The following is a 15,764-nucleotide window of genomic DNA, read 5'->3' on the forward strand; positions in this document are numbered from 1 at the left end:
GCAGCACCAGCACCACGCCGCACCAAGCCGCACCACAGGCCGAGCCCTGCACACACATCAAGGATGATGATCATGCGTAACCGCAGAGCCGCACTCGCCGCCCTGGCCGCAACCGCCTCTCTCGCCCTCACCCTGTCCGCCTGCGGCCAGAACAGCGAGGGCGGCAGCGAGGAGGACTCGGGCGGCGCCAAGGGCGCCACCATCGGCATCGCGATGCCGACCAAGTCCTCCGAGCGCTGGATCGCGGACGGCAACAACGTCAAGAAGGACCTGGAGTCCAAGGGCTACAAGACCAAGCTGGTCTACGGCGAGGACGACCCCGACCAGCAGGTCTCGCAGATCGAGAACCTGATCACGCAGGGCGTGAAGGCGCTGATCGTCGCGGCGATCGACAACAAGTCGCTGAACAACGTGCTCCAGCAGGCCAAGGACGCCGACATCCCGGTGATCTCCTACGACCGGCTGATCCTCGGCACCCAGAACGTCGACTACTACGCCTCCTTCGACAACGAGAAGGTCGGCGAGCTGCAGGGCACGTACATCGTCGAGAAGCTCGGCCTGAAGGACGGCTCGAAGAAGGGCCCGTTCAACATCGAGCTGTTCGCCGGCTCCAACGACGACAACAACACCCACTACTTCTTCCAGGGCGCGATGAACGTCCTGCAGCCGTACATCGACAAGAAGCAGCTCGTCGTCAAGTCCGGGCAGACCCAGCTCAACCAGGTCACCACCCTGCGCTGGGACGGCGGCACCGCGCAGAAGCGCATGGACGACATCCTGACCTCCACCTACAAGACCGACCGGGTCGACGCGGTGCTCTCGCCCTACGACGGCATCTCCATCGGCATCCTGTCGGCGCTGAAGTCGGACGACTACGGCTCCAAGGCCAAGCCGCTGCCGATCGTCACCGGCCAGGACGCCGAGGTCGCCTCGGTGAAGTCGATCGTCGCGGACGAGCAGTCGATGACCGTCTACAAGGACACCCGCGAACTCGCCAAGGTGGCCTCCAACATGGTCGACGCGCTGCTGAACGACAAGAAGCCCGAGGTCAACGACACCAAGACCTACGACAACGGCGCGAAGGTCGTCCCGGCCTACCTGCTGGAGCCGGTGGCCGTCGACAAGTCCAACTACCAGAAGACCGTCGTCGACTCCGGTTACATCAAGGAAAGCGACCTCAAGTAACCGCCGCACCCTAGGGATTGGAAGGCACGACCATGGCGGGACCCGTCCTGGAAATGCGCTCGATCGTCAAGACCTTTCCCGGCGTCAAGGCGCTGTCGGACGTCAACCTGACCGTCCGTCAGGGCGAGGTCCACGCCATCTGCGGGGAGAACGGCGCCGGCAAGTCGACCCTGATGAAGGTCCTCTCCGGCGTCCACCCGTACGGCAGCTACGAGGGCGAGATCCTCTTCGAAGGGGAGGTCTGCCGCTTCAAGGACATCCGGGCCAGCGAGGAGCGCGGCATCGTCATCATCCACCAGGAGCTGGCCCTGGTGCCGTACCTGTCCATCGCGGAGAACATCTTCCTCGGCAACGAACACGCCAGGCGCGGCGTCATCAGCTGGCGGGAGACGCTCCGGCACGCCACCGAGCTGCTGCGGCGGGTCGGCCTGAGCGACCACCCCGACACCCGGGTCGCCGACATCGGCGTGGGCAAGCAGCAGCTCGTGGAGATCGCCAAGGCCCTGGCGAAGAAGGTGAAGCTGCTCATCCTCGACGAGCCGACCGCCGCGCTGAACGACGAGGACAGCGGCAAGCTGCTGGACCTGATCCTGGAGCTGAAGAAGCAGGGCATCACCTCGATCATCATCTCCCACAAGCTCAACGAGATCCGCCGGGTCGCCGACTCGGTGACGATCATCCGCGACGGGCGCACCATCGAGACGCTGGACGTGAAGGACCCGGGGACCACCGAGGACCGGATCATCAGCGGGATGGTCGGCCGCGACCTGGAGCACCGCTTCCCGGAGCGCACCCCGCACGAGCCCGAGGAGGGCGCGGCGCCCGCCCTGGAGATCCGGGGCTGGACCGTGCACCACCCGATCGACCAGCAGCGCAAGGTCGTCGACGACGTCTCCCTGCACGTCCGGCGCGGCGAGATCGTCGGCATCGCGGGCCTGATGGGCGCCGGCCGCACCGAACTGGCGATGAGCGTCTTCGGCCGCACCTACGGCCGGTACGCGGGCGGCACGGTCCTGAAGGACGGCCGGGAGATCCGTACCAGGACCGTCCCGGAGGCGGTCGGGCACGGCATCGCCTACGTCACCGAGGACCGCAAGCACTACGGCCTCAACCTCATCGACACCATCAACCGGAACATCTCGCTGACCGCCCTGCGGAAGGTCGCCCGGCGCGGTGTGGTCGACGAGCACGAGGAGCGGCAGGTCGCCGAGGGCTTCCGCCGGTCCATGAACATCAAGGCGCCGACCGTCTTCGAGCCGGTGGGCAAGCTGTCCGGCGGCAACCAGCAGAAGGTCGTCCTCAGCAAGTGGATCTTCTCGGGTCCGGACGTGCTGATCCTGGACGAGCCGACGCGCGGCATCGACGTCGGCGCCAAGTACGAGATCTACACGGTCATCGACCAGCTGGCCGCCCAGGGCAAGGCGGTCGTCTTCATCTCCTCCGAGCTGCCCGAGCTGCTCGGCATGTGCGACCGCATCTACACGATGGCCGCGGGGCGGCTGACCGGTGAGTTCTCACGGGCCGAGGCCTCACAGGAATCGCTGATGCGTCAGATGACGAAGGACAAAGAGGTAACCCGATGAGCACGGATGTGACCGCCAAGACGCCGGCTCCCGCGCCGGCCGGCAAGGGAGGGGCGGCCACGGGTGACGGCGGCCTGCTCCGGCTGGTGCTGGACGGCATGCGCCGCAACATGCGCCAGTACGGCATGCTGATCGCCCTCGGCCTGATCGTGGCGCTGTTCGCCGTGTGGACCGACGGCGACCTGCTGCTGCCGCGCAACGTCTCCAACCTGGTGCTGCAGAACAGCTACATCCTGATCCTCGCGATCGGCATGATGCTGGTGATCATCGCGGGCCACATCGACCTGTCGGTCGGCTCGCTCACGGCGTTCGTCGGGTCGATGGCCGCCGTGTTCATGGTCAAGAACGACATGCCGTGGCCGCTCGCGGTGGTGCTGTGCCTGGCGGTGGGCGCGCTCGCGGGCGCGGTGCAGGGCTTCTTCATCGCCTACGGCGGCATACCGTCGTTCATCGTGACCCTGGCGGGCATGCTGGTCTTCCGCGGGCTGACCGAGATCTTCCTGGAGGGGCAGACGCTCGGCCCGTTCCCGGAGGGGCTGCAGAAGGTCGCCAACGGCTTCCTGCCGGAGGTCGGCCCGGAGACCAACTACCACAACCTCACGCTGCTGCTCGGCTTCGCGCTGATCGCGTTCGTGGTCCTGCAGGAGATCCGCGACCGCCGCCGCCAGCAGGAGTTCTCCCTGGAGGTCCTGCCGGCCAAGCTGTTCCTGCTGAAGCTGGTCGCGCTCGGCTCCGCCGTCCTCGTCCTCACGCTGCTGCTGGCCAGCTACAAGGGCACCCCGATCGTGCTGCTGGTCCTCGGCGTGCTGCTGGTCGGCTTCGGCTACGTCATGCGCAACGCGATCATCGGCCGCCACATCTACGCCATCGGCGGCAACCTGCCCGCGGCCAAGCTGTCGGGTGTGAAGGACAAGAAGGTCACCTTCCTGGTCTTCCTGAACATGGGCATGCTCGCGGCCCTGGCGGGCCTGGTCTTCGCCGCCCGCTTCAACGCGGCCTCGCCCAAGGCCGGCCTCAACTTCGAGCTGGAGGCGATCGCGGCCTCGTTCATCGGCGGGGCGTCGATGAGCGGCGGTGTCGGCACCGTGCTCGGCGCGATCATCGGCGGTCTGGTCCTGGGCGTGCTGAACAACGGCATGAACCTCGTCGGCATCGGCACCGACTGGCAGCAGGTCATCAAGGGCCTGGTGCTGCTGGCGGCGGTCGGCTTCGACGTGTGGAACAAGCGCAAGGTCGGTTCGTAGGTCCGTCGGGCCCCGCCGGAAGGCGGGGCCCTTCCCCTTCCTGAAGCAGGAGCCGCACATGGACATGAGCAGACGCACGGTCATCGCGGGAGCCGCGGCGGCGGGCATCGCCGCCACCGCCCTCGGCAGCGCCGCGCACGCCACGGGAGGCAGGAAGCCGGTGAGGACGCTCTTCGGCACGCTCGCCGACGGCACGGAGGTCCACCGCTGGTCGCTGGAGAACGGCGGCACCCGCCTGAAGGTCCTCTCCTACGGCGGCATCGTGCAGTCCCTGGAGATCCCCGACCGCCGCGGCCGGTACGCCAACGTCTCCGCGGGCTTCGACGATCTGGCGGACTACGTCGCGAAGTCCCCCTACTTCGGCGCCCTGATCGGCCGCTACGGCAACCGCATCGGCAAGGGCCGCTTCACCCTGGACGGCACGGCGTACCAGCTCTCCGTCAACGACGGCGAGAACAGCCTGCACGGCGGCGCGCAGGGCTTCGACAAGCGGGTGTGGGACGTCGAGCCGTTCACCGCGGGCACGGACGTCGGCCTGCGCCTGTCCTACACCAGCGCCGACGGCGAGCAGGGCTACCCCGGCACGCTGAAGGTGAAGGTCACCTACACCCTCACCCGGCACGGCGACTGGCGCATCGACTACGCGGCCACCACCGACAAGGCCACCGTCGTCAACCTCACCAGTCACGTCTACTGGAACCTGGCCGGCGAGGGCAGCGGCAGCATCGAGGACCACGAGCTGACCATCGCCGCCTCCCGCTACACCCCCACCGACGCGGGCCTGATCCCCACCGGCGAACTGGCGAAGGTCGCCGGCACCCCCTTCGACTTCCGCCGCGCCAAGCCGGTCGGCCGGGACCTGCGCGCCGCCCACCCGCAGCTGATCGCCGCCCAGGGCTTCGACCACAACTGGGTGCTGGACAAGGGCGTCACCGCCCGGCCCGAGCACGCGGCCACCCTGCGCGACCCCGCCTCCGGCCGCACCCTGCGGATCGCCACGAACGAGCCCGGCCTGCAGTTCTACTCCGGCAACTTCCTGGACGGCACGCTGACGGGCACCTCCGGCCGCACCTACCGCCAGGGCGACGCGCTCTGCCTGGAGACCCAGCACTTCCCGGACTCGCCGAACCAGCCGTCGTTCCCGTCGACCGTGCTGCGGCCGGGGCAGACCTGGCGGACGACGACGATCCACTCCTTCGGGAACTGAACCCGCCTCCCGCGCGCGCCGGTTGAACGACACCTCCGCCGTCCCCGTACGAAGGGGCGGCCCGTGCTTCCCCGCGGGCCGCCCGGGCCGGGCGGGTCCGGCCGGCCCTGTCGGCGGGCGTCGTCCCGCCGGGCCCGCCGCCGTGCGTCGGCGCCGTCGGCGGCCGGCCGGGTCAGCAGGCGACGGGCCATCCGCTGCTCCGGTTCAGGAGGTTGATGCCGAGCTTGGGCGTGCCGTTGTCGTTGCCGTCGTAGTAGTGGTGGACGATCAGGTCCCCGTCGGCGTCGCTCATGATCGACTGGCCGCCGGGGCCGATGACGCCGCCGTGCGACTCCAGCACGGGCGTGCCGCCGTTGTCCGTCAGCGCGACGCCGTTCCTGTCGCGGTACGGGCCGGTGGCGCTGGTGGCGCGGCCCGCCTTCACCTTGTACGTGGAGCCGGTGCCCGCGCAGCGGGTGTCGTACGAGGCGAAGAGGCAGACGTCGTTTCTGATGGCGGCATCGTTCGTCGAGCCGCGCATGACGGATCTGATCGAGCGGTTGGTGCCGGACGAGTCGTGGGCGCTGTTTCGACGGGTGGTCCCGCCGACGGAGGTCATACGCCCGCAGGGCGGCGGCCGGCGGTGGGCCGGGGACCGTGAATGCCTGGCGGCGATCGTCTTTGTGGCCACCTCGGGCCGCACCTGGCGGCAGCCGCCGCCGGTGTCCGGGCCGGCCCACGGTCCACCGGCGCTTCGCCCGGTGGAGCCGGGACCGGGTCTGGGCCCGGCTGCACCGGGTCGTCCTCGGCGAACTCGGCGTGCGGGGTGAGCGGGACCGGTCGCGGTGCGCGATCGACTCCGTCAGCGTGCGGGCGGCAAAAGGGGGCCGCTGACCGGACCGGATCCGACCGACCGTGGCAAGCCGGGATCGAAGATCCACCTGATCACCGACCGCAACGGTGTGCCGCTGTCGCTGGGCATCTCCGGCGCCAACCTGCACGGCAGCCTCGGCCTGGAGCCGCTCGTGCGCGGGATCCCGCCCGTTTGCTCCCGCCGCGGGCCCCGCCGCCGGCGTCCGGCCAAGCTCCACGCCGACAAGGGCTACGACAACGACCACCTGCGGACACGGCTTCGCGAGCGTCGCATCCGCCACCGCATCGCCCGCAAGGGCATCGAGTCCTCGACGCGGCTGGGCCGACACCGCCGGGTCGTCGAAAGAACGGTCTCCCGTCCGGCCGGCTGCCGAAGGCTGCACCGCCGCTACGAGCGCAGGGCCGAACACTTCCTGGCCTTCGCCGGCATAGCCGCAGCCCTCATCGGCTACCGCCGACTCACCGACTGAAACGACGTCTTGGCCGCACTCGGGGAAGCGTCGCCGCCACCGGCGGACCTGAGGGACAGAAAGAGCCCCGGTGCAGCGAGGTGACTGCCCGGGGCTGTCGTCGTCTTCCAGGATCACGGCAAGGCAGTCGTACGGCGGACGACGCTTGCGAGCACTCCCGAATTGGAACCATGTGAGCATTCTGCCGGATATCACCTCGCAAAACTGACTACACAGCGACCTCCAAGATCAGCTAGTCTGATCTTGGAGGCCGAAAAGCGGCCTCGGTGGGGGTTTGATTTCATTCCTTTCGCGGATTGAATAAAAATGACACTTCCCCTGCCCGAAAACCGACAAAAGGAAGGTCTGACATGCGCATTCGTTCGGCACTGGTCGCCCTGACTGTGGCCGGCGCGGGAGTCGTCGGCCTCGCCGCCCCGGCAAATGCCGCGACCAACACCTGCAACCCGTCGCACTTCTGCTTGTTCTACAACTCAAACATCCAGAATGCGTACTACCCCTTCTGGGACAACGTCGCAGATTTCTCGGGCTACACGTTCAAGGGTGCCGGGGACGGGGCCGGCCAGGCGGTGAAGAACAACGCCGCCTCCGCGCAGAACCTGCAGACAGGGCTCGTCGCCCGCGTCTACTACAACTCCAACTACGGCGGTGTCTACGACAACGTCCAGCCGACGTCGTGGCGGAATCTCAGCAACACCTACAACAACAACGCGTCGTTCAAGTGGCTCTGGGCCTGAGCAAATCAGCCTCTGACCGAATAGCGAGCTGAGAACCCGGCGCCCTGCCCATCGCAGTTGGGCAGGACGCCGGGTCTTCCTATTGTACACGCGACAGAAGGGACACCCATGTCTCGCGCCCGTCCGCGCGCCCTTTGCAGGAGAACAACGGCCGCGCTCTTCGTCGTGGCGCTGGCTTCCACAGCCATGACCGGATGTTCGGCGGCATCCGGGGAAAAAGCCGGGCCGGAGGATCGAATACCGGTGCCATCGGTCACCGGCATACGCGACATCGACACAGTTGCAGGGCTGAAGCTGCCGCTGGAGCCATATCTCTTCACCGACGGGGAAATGTCGTCGCTCATGCGGGCGCGGGACGCGCTGATCCAGAAGTGCATGCGGGGACTGGGGCTCGATTACACCCCACCGAAACCGCAGAAACATGTCGGCCCAAAAACCATGACGGAGCGCCGATACGGTCTGGCGGACGCGGACCTGGCGGCAGACAGCGGCTACCACATGCCGGGCGCGGAAGTGCGGCCGGAGCCGCCACTGCCGGCCGAGCAGTACCGCGCGCTGACCGGAGAGGGGGCCGGGAAGGACGTGCCGGAAGGAGGCTGCGCGGGACAGGCCGAGCAGACCCTCGCCGGAGAGTCGCCCTTCGGAGTCTCGGACATATCGCAGGATCTCAATTCCAAGTCCTACGAACTGTCCATGCAGGACAAGCGCGTACAGTCGGTTTTCCAATCCTGGTCCTCCTGTATGGACAAGGCTGGATACAAGTACCCGGACCCCATGGCGGCCATGTCCGCTCCCGAGTTCTCCCGGCCCGAGGTCGGCAAGGGAGAAGTAGAGACCGCTGTTGCCGATGTCCGGTGCAAGAAAAATACGAATCTGATCGGTGTCTGGTACGCTGTCGAGTCGGCCTATCAGCAGAAGTTGATCGAGAAGAACTCGAAGAAACTCGACACGATTCACGCAGCGAAGCGTGAACAATTGAAGGCCGCCCAGAAAGTTACAGGCGACACAGAATGAAATCCGCTCACCCTGAGCTTCCCGCCACGCCGCCCGACAGCTCTTCACGATTCTTCGACATCCAGCGTGTGGCACGTTCCGCGCGCACTCCCCATTTCCTGCTGGGCATCCTACTCTTCGGCGCCTACGCGACCCACTCCGTTGCGCGGTACAGCCGTTTCGAGTCCGTGTCGTGGGACCTGGCGATATTCGAACAGGTGGTACGGTCCTACGCCCATCTCCAGCCCCCGATCGCACCCATCAAAGGGCCGGACTTCAATATTCTGGGCGACCATTTCAGTCCTGTTCTGACTCTGCTGGCTCCGCTGTACAGGATTTTCCCGAGCCCGGTGACGCTTCTGCTGGTGCAGGCGGCACTCTTCTCCGTGTCGGCCGTCGTCGTGTCCGAGACGGCCACGCACTTCCTGGGGCAGGCTCGGGGGCTGCTTCTCGGAGCTTCCTACGGCCTTTCATGGGGTGTCCAGCGAGCCGTCGACTTCGACTTCCATGAAATATGCTTCGCGGTCCCTCTGCTGGCCGTCGCCCTGCGCCAGTTCCTGCTGAAGAAATGGCATCACGCCGCCTATTGGTGCATACCTCTGGTATTGGTGAAAGAGGACCTGGGGCTGACCGTGGCAGCCATGGGGGTCTGCCTCTTCATCGCACGTCAGCGAATGCTGGGAATCCGGCTGGCCATCTTCGGCACGGCGGCCGCTGCCACCGTCCTGTTCGTCGTCATCCCGATGTTCAATCCGAGCAGCGGCTACGACTACTGGCAGAAGATCGCGGGCGGCGGAGCGGACTCTCCCGGCTGGCCCGCCGGAGTCCTCGACGAACTCGGCACCAAGGGCGAAACCCTGCTGTGGGTCATCGGGGTGACGGCCTTCCTCGCGCTGCGCTCCCCCCTCGTTCTGGTCGCCGTGCCGACGCTGGGCTGGCGGTTCCTGTCCCACGAGCCGAACTACTGGGGCACGGACTGGCACTACAGCGCCGTACTCATGCCCATCGCCTTCATGGCGCTCATCGACGCCGTGCGTGACGCCCCGCACTCCTCCCGCGTCTGGATCCGCCGCTACGCACGCAATGCGGTGCCGGCCGTCGCGGCCATCGCCGCCACACTCTGCTTCCAATTGCCGCTGCGGGATCTCCTCCAGCCGCGCACCTACGACGGAGGCACGCGGGCCGCGGCGGCACGTACCGCGGTGTCGCACATCCCGGACGGCACGACCGTGGAGGCCAACACCGGCCTGATGAGCCACTTGACCGGCCGAACCACGGTGTACTGGGTAGGCAACACGGGCACGCTGACACCCCAGTACGTCGCCCTCGACCTGGTCTCGGGCTGGTCGACTCCGCTCACTGATCCCGTCGGATACGTGAAGCAACTGCACCCTTCAGCCCAGTACGACCTGGTCTTCCAAGATCAGCAGTACGCCGTGCTGGCTCTCCAGGACTGAGCAAAGTCCGGCCGCTCGAGCCCCGGTGCAGCGCGGCGACTGCCCGGGGCTCTGGCCCGTCACACCCGCCGCAGGGTCGCCGCCGACGAAGAAGTCCAGGTCGGCAAGTAACTGACCTGGGCTCCGTCTGAGCCGCCTTCGGGATTCGGACCCGAGACCCACGCATTACGAGTCAGCACCTGGCCATCCCGCTCCTGATCAACATTGCCTGAATCCAAGACGTCGTTTCAGTTGGTGAGTCGGCGGTAGCCGATGAGGGCTGCGGCGATGCCGACGAGGGCCAGGAAGTGTTCGGCCCTGCGCTCGTAGCGGCGGTGCAGCCTTCGGCAGCCGGCCGGCCGGGAGACCGTTCTTTCGACGACCCGGCGGCGCCGGCCCAGCCGCGTTCCAGGCGGTCGTTCCAGGCGGTCGTTCCAGGCGACCGGTGTCCGTGCTGTTCAGCGGGCGTTTCCGCGTTCCAGCGTCCCGTGCTGCCGGTGGCTGGTGGCGGGCGGGACAGATCACCGCACAGGCTGAGGCCGTCCCGGCAGCCCGCCGGGCGATCCCGATTCCCGTACGGAGATTCCGATGCGTCCACGTCCCGCCTCCCGCTCCGCCCGCCTGGCCCTGACCGTCGCCGCCGCCGCGACCCTGGCCACCACGACCGCCGCGACCGCCCTCGCCGACAGCGGCGCCACCCCGCGCGGGAGCGACGTGGGGCAGGCCTGCGGCACCAACGACCTGTCGTTCACGCTCAGCACGCGGACGCAGGCCGGCGGCTACTTCCTCGTCACCGCCAAGGCCCTGCCCGGCATCACCTGCTACCTGGAGGGCACCTTCCCGTCCGCCGCCTTCGGCTCCGCCGCCGACACCCACGTGACCCCCGTCGAGCAGAGCGTGGGCGAGACCATCAAGCTCTCCGGCTCCACCGCCGCCTACGCCGGGATCAGCCCCAAGAGCACCGACTCCGACGGCGGCAGGGAGTTCGGCCAGCTCTTCGTCGCCGTCGCCGGCTACGAGGCCGACGCCGTCACCTTCCGGCTCGCCGAGCCCGTCCTGGTCGACCGGCCGGTGGCCACCAACTGGCACGCCGACCCCGCCGACGCCGTGCCCTACACCGGCTGACCCCCAGCCCGGCCCCGCCGCGCGGGGCAGGGCCCGGCGTGCGGGGCCGGGCCCTGCCCCGCGGGACCCGCCGGCCGGTCCGGGGCCCGGCCGTACGCGGTTCCGGCCGGACCGGTCAGCCGCCGGCCCGGTCAGCCGCCGGCCCGGGTGCGCCGGTGCCCGGGGCGCGGGTGAGCAGGTCGGCGACCCGGGCGATCATCTGGCTCTCCCGGCCGTCGCGGGCGGTCGTCGGGTGGTACGCGAGGACGAAGCGGAGTCGCCGGTCCCGGGTGGCGAACGCGGCGTTCTTGTAGCCGTACTTCTCCCCGGTCTTGCCCCAGAGGGTGATGCCGTTGACGGTGGCCCGCTGCAACCCGGCGCTGTAGCGGGCCGGGGAGCCGTCCAGCATCCGCACGTCGCCCGGGGGCAGGGTGAACATCAGCCGGAGCAGTCCCGGCGGGAGCAGTTCGCCGGCGAACAGCGCGGCGAGCATCCGGTCGAGATCGCCCGTGGTGGAGATCATGTCGCCCTCGCCCCGGCTGGCGGACTGGTCGTACGCGGTGATGTCCCGCAGGCTGCCGTCGGCCATCGCCAGGTAGCCGTGCACGTGCCGGCCGTGGACGCGCGGGTCGTCGCCCGGCACGACGGTGCGCGCCAGGCCCAGCGGGCGCAGGATGCGGGCCGCGACGGCCTCCCCGTACGGGCGGCCGGTCGCCTTCTCGACGATCAGCGCGGCCAGCGCGTAGTTGATGCCGCGGTACTCCTGCCGGGTGCCCGGGGCGAACTTCAGCGGTCCGTGGGTCGCGGTGGCCACCCACTCCCGCGGCGTCCAGTGGTCGAAGCGGTGGCGGAACACCTCCTCCGCGGTCCGCGGGTCCGGGATGCCGACGTGGTCGGGCAGTCCGCTGGTGTGGTTCAGCAGGTGCGCCACGGTGACGGCCGCGAACCGGCCCGGCAGCAGCCCCGGCAGGTACCGCCGCACCGGCGCGTCCAGGGCGATCCGCCGTTCCGCCACCAGTTGCAGCACCACCGTGGCGACGAAGACCTTGGTGATGCTGCCGATCCGGACCCTGTCGTGTGCCGTCACCGGACGCCGCGTCCACAGGTCGGCCACCCCCGAGGTGCCGCGCCAGCGGCCGCCCGCGCCGCTCACCCGCAGCTGGGCCGCGGTCGACGGCGGGTGTTCCAGGTCGTCGATCGCCGCCTGCAGGGCGGCGGGGTCCAGCGGCGGGAGCGGCGCGGGGGAGGCGGTGGGGTCCAGCGGCACGGGCGAGGCGGTGGCGCGGTGCGCGGGCAGCGCCGCGGTGGCGGCCAGCGCGGCCGTCCCCGCCAGGGCGGCGCCCACAAGGGACCTGCGTGACATGGGTGTCGGGGTCATGCCCCTCACCCTGTCGGCGGGCACGTCCCGCGGGCATCGGGGTTCACCCCGGAAACGGCCCCGGTCGCACCCCGACGCCTCCCGCACCCGGACGACCTCGCCGGCACGGGGTTCTCCCGGGGCCCCGGTGGACGAACGCAGCTCGCCGTCCCGCCACGGGCCCCGGTGACGTCGGGGCGGGCCGGGCATCGCGCCCCGGCCGCACGGTGGCCCCCGCGGCGGCTTCGAAGCGGTTCCCGACGTCACGTACGGAGCCGTCCGTGAGCATCCGCCGGCCACGCCAGGTCGACCTCGGCCCGGACGGTCTTGCCGGGCGGCTCGCGGTCCACCACCGCCCAGCGGTCGGCGAGCGCGTCGACCAGCGGCAGGCCGCGGCCGTGTTCGTCCAGCGGGCGCGGGGGCCGTACGGCGCCGGGGACCGGGGGACGCAGCTCGGTGCGGGTGTCGGTGACCTCGGCGCGGACGCGGGCGCACGTGCCCGCGCCGGCGGCGAGGAGCGTGAGCGTCAGCTCGAAGTCGCGGCCGGGGACGCGGCCGTGGGTCACGGCGTTGGCGGCGAGTTCGGCGACGATCACGGCGATCCGGTCCGAGGCGTCGGTGCCGTGGGGGACGCCCCAGGTGTGCAGTTCGCGCACGGCGAGGTGCCGGGCGAGGCGGGCGCCGCGCGGGGTGGCGCCGAGACGCCGGGTGAACACACGTACGGTGACCGGGCCCGGGTCGGCGGGAGGTGCTGTCATGCGCCCAATCTGACGGGCCGGCAGGGCACTTCTCCAGGTCGGCGGCGCGTACGCCGCCGCGGCGTACACGGTCACGCGCTGGACGGTACCGGTCACCGAACGCGACCATGCCTGCGGGAGGTGACCGACAGTGGTCGATGGCGCGGTGGGAACGGGTGGCGAGCCGGAGCCGTCCGACAGTCTGCGGACGTTCGGGGCGGTGGTCCAGGGCCTGCGCGAACACGCCGGGCTGAGCAGGGAGGAGTTCGGCGAACTGGTCCGTTTCTCCAAGCACACGGTGGCGTCCGTGGAGCTGGGGCGGCGGATGCCGGACCCGGTGTTCGTGGAGCGCGCCGAGGAGGCGCTGGGGATGGCCGGCGTCCTGCGGAAGGCGGCGGGGCGCCTGGAGCGGCAGCCCGGGCTGGCGGCCTGGTTCCGGCGGTGGGCGCGGCTGGAGGCGCTGGCGATCACGCTGTACACGTACGAATGCCGCCTGGTTCCGGGGTTGTTGCAGACGGAGGCGTACGCGCGCCAGTTGTTCGTCGATGAGTTGCCACCGCTGGGCGACGAGCAGATCGAGGCTCAGTGGGCGGCGCGTTCCGAACGGCAGCGGCTGTTACGGGAACGGCCCAACACCACCTTCAGTTTCATCCTCGAGGAGCACCTGTTTCTCAGGCATACCGGTGGTGTGGAAGTCACCCGGGAACTCATCGACCACATACTGGCGATCACGGAGCTGCGGAACATCGAAATCCAGGTCATGCCGCTGGTACGGGAGTCGCATGCCGGGTTGCATGGCCCGCTGCAGTTGCTGGAGACGCCGGAAAACCAGTGGTTCGCCTACCTCGAAGGCCAGCAGAGTGGTCAGTTGATCAATGACCGCAAAGTAGTCAGCGTGCTCCAAAGGAGGTATGCCAGGATGCGTGCACAGGCTCTTTCCCCTGAATGCTCCGTGAGCCTGTTGCGACGGATGCGAGGAGACTTATGAGCACCAGCGGTCTGGCCTGGTTCAAGTCCACCTACAGCAGCAGCGGCTCCGGCGACTGCGTGGAGGTCGCCCTCGCCCCCGCCACCGTCCACGTTCGCGACTCCAAGGACGAGCAGGGCCCCCGCCTCGCCCTCTCCCCCTCCGCCTGGGCCGACTTCCTCACCCACGTCGCCAAGTGACGGCCGGGGCCGGCCGGTGCGGGCCCGGTCTACCGGTTCGCGGCTTCGCGAGAGGCGATCCGGTACGTGCGACCGACCGCGCGGCCCACCGCGTTGCGCACCGCGAGGCCCGGCCGGGTGCGGGGCACCAGGAGCCTGGAGAGCAGACCGACACGTCGCTGCCGCGGACCCACCTCGCGGCGGAGCCGCGACTCGTAGGCGGCGAAGGCGCGGACGTGATCACCGGGATGGGCGGCGAGCTCTTCCGCGAGGGCGTACGCGCCCGCCATCGCCATGCTGGACCCGTCGCCCAGCAGGGCTGTCGCCGCCGCCGCGTCCCCGAGCAGTACGACCCGTCCACGGGACCACGAGGGCACCCGGACGGTGGTCAGGGGGTCGAAGAACGGAGCCGGGTGGTCGAGGAACGCCGCCACGAGTTCCGGTGCCCGCCACGGCACGTCGGCGTAGGCGTCGGCCACGGTCTTCTTGTGAAGGGCGATGTTCCTGCGGTCGTGGGGCGCCGGCTGTGCGGCCCGGAAGGTGAAGATCGCCAGCGGAGTGGTCCGCGAGGGGTGGACGACCAGCATCCGGTTCGGCACGGTCAGCATCGTCATCTCACTCGGGTCCTCGACGGCGTCGGGTTCCAGCGGCACGGTCGCGCCGTACAGGCCCAGGTCGCTCGCGAACTGCCGCTCGGGTCCGAACACCAGGCGCCGTACGGTGGAGTGCACCCCGTCGGCACCGACCACCAGGTCGAAGCGCCGTGGCGCGGACCGCCGGAAGGTGACGTCGACCCCACCTGCGTCCTGGTCGAGAGCGGTGACCGTGTCGTCGAACAAGAACTCGGCCTCGGCCTGCGCCGACCGGTGGAGCACCTCGGACAGGTCGGCTCGGGTCACCTCGACCACCGGCGCCTTGTCGGAGGTGAGCGGCAGTTGCAGGATTCGCCTGCCGCCGGGGTCGAGCAGGGTCAGCGACCGATTGCGGGTGGCGAGCCCGCGAAGCTGCGGGAGGATGCCCATGCGGTCGGCGACCGGGATCGCGGGCCCCTTCACGACGATCGCGCTGCCGCCGGAGCGCAGCTGCCGGGCATGTTCGACGACCGTCGGCCGGTATCCCTTCCGGGAGAGCCAGTACGCGAGTGCGGGCCCTGCAATTCCGGCACCGACTATCAGCACCTCGGGCTTCTTCATGACGATGACCTCTCGGAGTGTCGATGACCAGGTCCCGGCAAGCGCCGGGCCGGGTCCCGGGGAGCGGCGGCACGGGGCAGCGCAACCGGAACAGAGGTACGAGAAATTTCGTACCTCAGTGGAGCACATCCTTCAGGTACGATTCAAGTCGTACCTGAAGGGAGTGCCGCGTGGCCGGGAAGAACCTGGTCGGCCCGGAGGCCGACGCGCTCGATCTGGGTGCGGTGTTCCGCGCCCTCGCCGACGAGCACCGTCGTTCGGTGGTGACGCAGTTGGCCGCCGACCGCAGCGACAACGAGCGGGGCTGCAACTCGTTCGATCTTCCGATCTCCAAGCAGACCCAGACCCACCACTTCCGCGTCCTGCGCGAGGCAGGTCTCATCGACGAGATCGACTACGGCAACCGCAAGGGCATCCGTCTACGACGCGCGGACATCGAGAAGAGATTTCCCGGGCTGCTCGCCCTCCTGGGAGCAGAGCCCCCGGGCGGTGCCGCTCCTCACTGAGCACAGCTGAGCAC

General features: G+C 69.3%; 14 protein-coding genes and 3 pseudogenes. 12 read left to right on the forward strand and 5 right to left on the reverse strand.

The window, feature by feature from the left end; translation table 11 throughout:
• Nucleotides 1-72 precede the first annotated feature (72 nt).
• The 4 genes from chvE to ABD363_RS23510 are packed head-to-tail and all read left to right on the forward strand — an operon-like array spanning nucleotide 73 to nucleotide 5,219.
• On the forward strand, nucleotides 73-1,185 hold the full coding sequence (chvE, locus tag ABD363_RS23495; protein WP_425578018.1) for a multiple monosaccharide ABC transporter substrate-binding protein: 1,113 nt from the start codon (nucleotides 73-75) through the stop codon (nucleotides 1,183-1,185).
• 32 nt (nucleotides 1,186-1,217) lie between these two features.
• Entirely contained in the window at nucleotides 1,218-2,768 is a 1,551-nt protein-coding gene (gene mmsA, locus ABD363_RS23500; protein ID WP_344606800.1) for a multiple monosaccharide ABC transporter ATP-binding protein, read from the forward strand.
• Nucleotides 2,765-4,012 carry a multiple monosaccharide ABC transporter permease gene (mmsB, locus tag ABD363_RS23505; RefSeq protein WP_344606802.1) on the forward strand — a complete coding sequence of 416 codons (1,248 nt, stop codon included), beginning with the start codon at nucleotides 2,765-2,767 and terminating at the stop codon, nucleotides 4,010-4,012. The genes mmsA and mmsB overlap by 4 nt, the downstream gene beginning before the upstream one ends.
• A 58-nt stretch (nucleotides 4,013-4,070) precedes the next feature.
• The gene (locus ABD363_RS23510; RefSeq protein WP_344606804.1) at nucleotides 4,071-5,219 is read left to right on the forward strand and encodes an aldose epimerase family protein; all 1,149 of its coding nucleotides are present in this window, start codon (nucleotides 4,071-4,073) and stop codon (nucleotides 5,217-5,219) included.
• Between the two features lie 172 nt (nucleotides 5,220-5,391).
• On the opposite strand, the pseudogene ABD363_RS23515 reads toward ABD363_RS23510, so the two are convergent.
• Nucleotides 5,392-5,694, reverse strand: a pseudogene (locus ABD363_RS23515) (family 43 glycosylhydrolase); the annotation flags it as partial.
• Nucleotides 5,695-5,749: 55 nt separating this feature from the next.
• On the opposite strand from ABD363_RS23515, the pseudogene ABD363_RS23520 reads away from it, so the two are divergent.
• The 4 genes and pseudogenes from ABD363_RS23520 to ABD363_RS23535 all read left to right on the forward strand — a co-directional run bounded on the left by ABD363_RS23520 (nucleotide 5,750) and on the right by ABD363_RS23535 (nucleotide 9,728).
• Nucleotides 5,750-6,541: pseudogene (locus ABD363_RS23520) on the forward strand (IS5 family transposase).
• A gap of 350 nt (nucleotides 6,542-6,891) precedes the next feature.
• Nucleotides 6,892-7,278, forward strand: a complete 387-nt coding sequence (locus ABD363_RS23525; RefSeq protein WP_344606806.1) for a peptidase inhibitor family I36 protein — start codon at nucleotides 6,892-6,894, stop codon at nucleotides 7,276-7,278.
• Nucleotides 7,279-7,386: 108 nt separating this feature from the next.
• Complete coding sequence (locus ABD363_RS23530; protein WP_344606808.1) at nucleotides 7,387-8,292, forward strand: hypothetical protein; 906 nt, start codon at nucleotides 7,387-7,389, stop codon at nucleotides 8,290-8,292.
• Nucleotides 8,289-9,728, forward strand: a complete 1,440-nt coding sequence (locus tag ABD363_RS23535; RefSeq protein WP_344606810.1) for a DUF2079 domain-containing protein — start codon at nucleotides 8,289-8,291, stop codon at nucleotides 9,726-9,728. Before ABD363_RS23530 ends, ABD363_RS23535 begins: the two co-directional genes overlap by 4 nt.
• Nucleotides 9,729-9,955: 227 nt before the next feature.
• Here ABD363_RS23535 and ABD363_RS23540 read toward each other — a convergent pair.
• Nucleotides 9,956-10,108: pseudogene (locus tag ABD363_RS23540) on the reverse strand (IS5/IS1182 family transposase); the annotation flags it as partial.
• Nucleotides 10,109-10,295: 187 nt separating this feature from the next.
• On the opposite strand from ABD363_RS23540, the gene ABD363_RS23545 reads away from it, so the two are divergent.
• Complete coding sequence (locus ABD363_RS23545) at nucleotides 10,296-10,832, forward strand: DUF4232 domain-containing protein (RefSeq protein ID WP_344606812.1); 537 nt, start codon at nucleotides 10,296-10,298, stop codon at nucleotides 10,830-10,832.
• A 115-nt stretch (nucleotides 10,833-10,947) separates the two neighbouring features.
• On the opposite strand, the gene ABD363_RS23550 is transcribed toward ABD363_RS23545, so the two are convergent.
• Together ABD363_RS23550 and ABD363_RS23555 are read right to left on the reverse strand one after the other, a co-directional pair.
• Complete coding sequence (locus tag ABD363_RS23550) at nucleotides 10,948-12,189, reverse strand: serine hydrolase domain-containing protein (RefSeq protein ID WP_344606814.1); 1,242 nt, start codon at nucleotides 12,187-12,189, stop codon at nucleotides 10,948-10,950.
• 242 nt (nucleotides 12,190-12,431) lie between these two features.
• Entirely contained in the window at nucleotides 12,432-12,926 is a 495-nt protein-coding gene (locus ABD363_RS23555; RefSeq protein WP_344606816.1) for an ATP-binding protein, read from the reverse strand.
• A gap of 130 nt (nucleotides 12,927-13,056) precedes the next feature.
• On the opposite strand from ABD363_RS23555, the gene ABD363_RS23560 reads away from it, so the two are divergent.
• Both ABD363_RS23560 and ABD363_RS23565 read left to right on the forward strand, forming a co-directional pair.
• Entirely contained in the window at nucleotides 13,057-13,893 is an 837-nt protein-coding gene (locus tag ABD363_RS23560) for a helix-turn-helix domain-containing protein (RefSeq protein WP_344606818.1), read from the forward strand.
• Nucleotides 13,890-14,072 (forward strand): DUF397 domain-containing protein, encoded by a 183-nt coding sequence (locus ABD363_RS23565; RefSeq protein WP_344606820.1) that lies wholly within the window; start codon nucleotides 13,890-13,892, stop codon nucleotides 14,070-14,072. The genes ABD363_RS23560 and ABD363_RS23565 overlap by 4 nt, the downstream gene beginning before the upstream one ends.
• Before the next feature lie 29 nt (nucleotides 14,073-14,101).
• Here ABD363_RS23565 and ABD363_RS23570 read toward each other — a convergent pair whose 3' ends face one another.
• Nucleotides 14,102-15,244, reverse strand: a complete 1,143-nt coding sequence (locus ABD363_RS23570) for an FAD-dependent monooxygenase (protein WP_344606822.1) — start codon at nucleotides 15,242-15,244, stop codon at nucleotides 14,102-14,104.
• 170 nt (nucleotides 15,245-15,414) lie between these two features.
• On the opposite strand from ABD363_RS23570, the gene ABD363_RS23575 reads away from it, so the two are divergent.
• Nucleotides 15,415-15,750 (forward strand): ArsR/SmtB family transcription factor, encoded by a 336-nt coding sequence (locus ABD363_RS23575; RefSeq protein ID WP_344606824.1) that lies wholly within the window; start codon nucleotides 15,415-15,417, stop codon nucleotides 15,748-15,750.
• Nucleotides 15,751-15,764: the final 14 nt, after the last annotated feature.

The organism is Streptomyces glaucus, from assembly GCF_039533365.1.
Classification (GTDB): domain Bacteria; phylum Actinomycetota; class Actinomycetes; order Streptomycetales; family Streptomycetaceae; genus Streptomyces; species Streptomyces glaucus.

Coding starts and splice junctions, on each gene's coding strand:
- chvE (WP_425578018.1), top strand. CDS start 73: ATGCGTAACCGCAGAGCCGCACTCGCCGCCCTGGCCGCAACCGCCTCT.
- mmsA (WP_344606800.1), top strand. CDS start 1,218: ATGGCGGGACCCGTCCTGGAAATGCGCTCGATCGTCAAGACCTTTCCC.
- mmsB (WP_344606802.1), top strand. CDS start 2,765: ATGAGCACGGATGTGACCGCCAAGACGCCGGCTCCCGCGCCGGCCGGC.
- ABD363_RS23510 (WP_344606804.1), top strand. CDS start 4,071: ATGGACATGAGCAGACGCACGGTCATCGCGGGAGCCGCGGCGGCGGGC.
- ABD363_RS23525 (WP_344606806.1), top strand. CDS start 6,892: ATGCGCATTCGTTCGGCACTGGTCGCCCTGACTGTGGCCGGCGCGGGA.
- ABD363_RS23530 (WP_344606808.1), top strand. CDS start 7,387: ATGTCTCGCGCCCGTCCGCGCGCCCTTTGCAGGAGAACAACGGCCGCG.
- ABD363_RS23535 (WP_344606810.1), top strand. CDS start 8,289: ATGAAATCCGCTCACCCTGAGCTTCCCGCCACGCCGCCCGACAGCTCT.
- ABD363_RS23545 (WP_344606812.1), top strand. CDS start 10,296: ATGCGTCCACGTCCCGCCTCCCGCTCCGCCCGCCTGGCCCTGACCGTC.
- ABD363_RS23550 (WP_344606814.1), bottom strand. CDS start 12,189: ATGACCCCGACACCCATGTCACGCAGGTCCCTTGTGGGCGCCGCCCTG.
- ABD363_RS23555 (WP_344606816.1), bottom strand. CDS start 12,926: ATGACAGCACCTCCCGCCGACCCGGGCCCGGTCACCGTACGTGTGTTC.
- ABD363_RS23565 (WP_344606820.1), top strand. CDS start 13,890: ATGAGCACCAGCGGTCTGGCCTGGTTCAAGTCCACCTACAGCAGCAGC.
- ABD363_RS23570 (WP_344606822.1), bottom strand. CDS start 15,244: ATGAAGAAGCCCGAGGTGCTGATAGTCGGTGCCGGAATTGCAGGGCCC.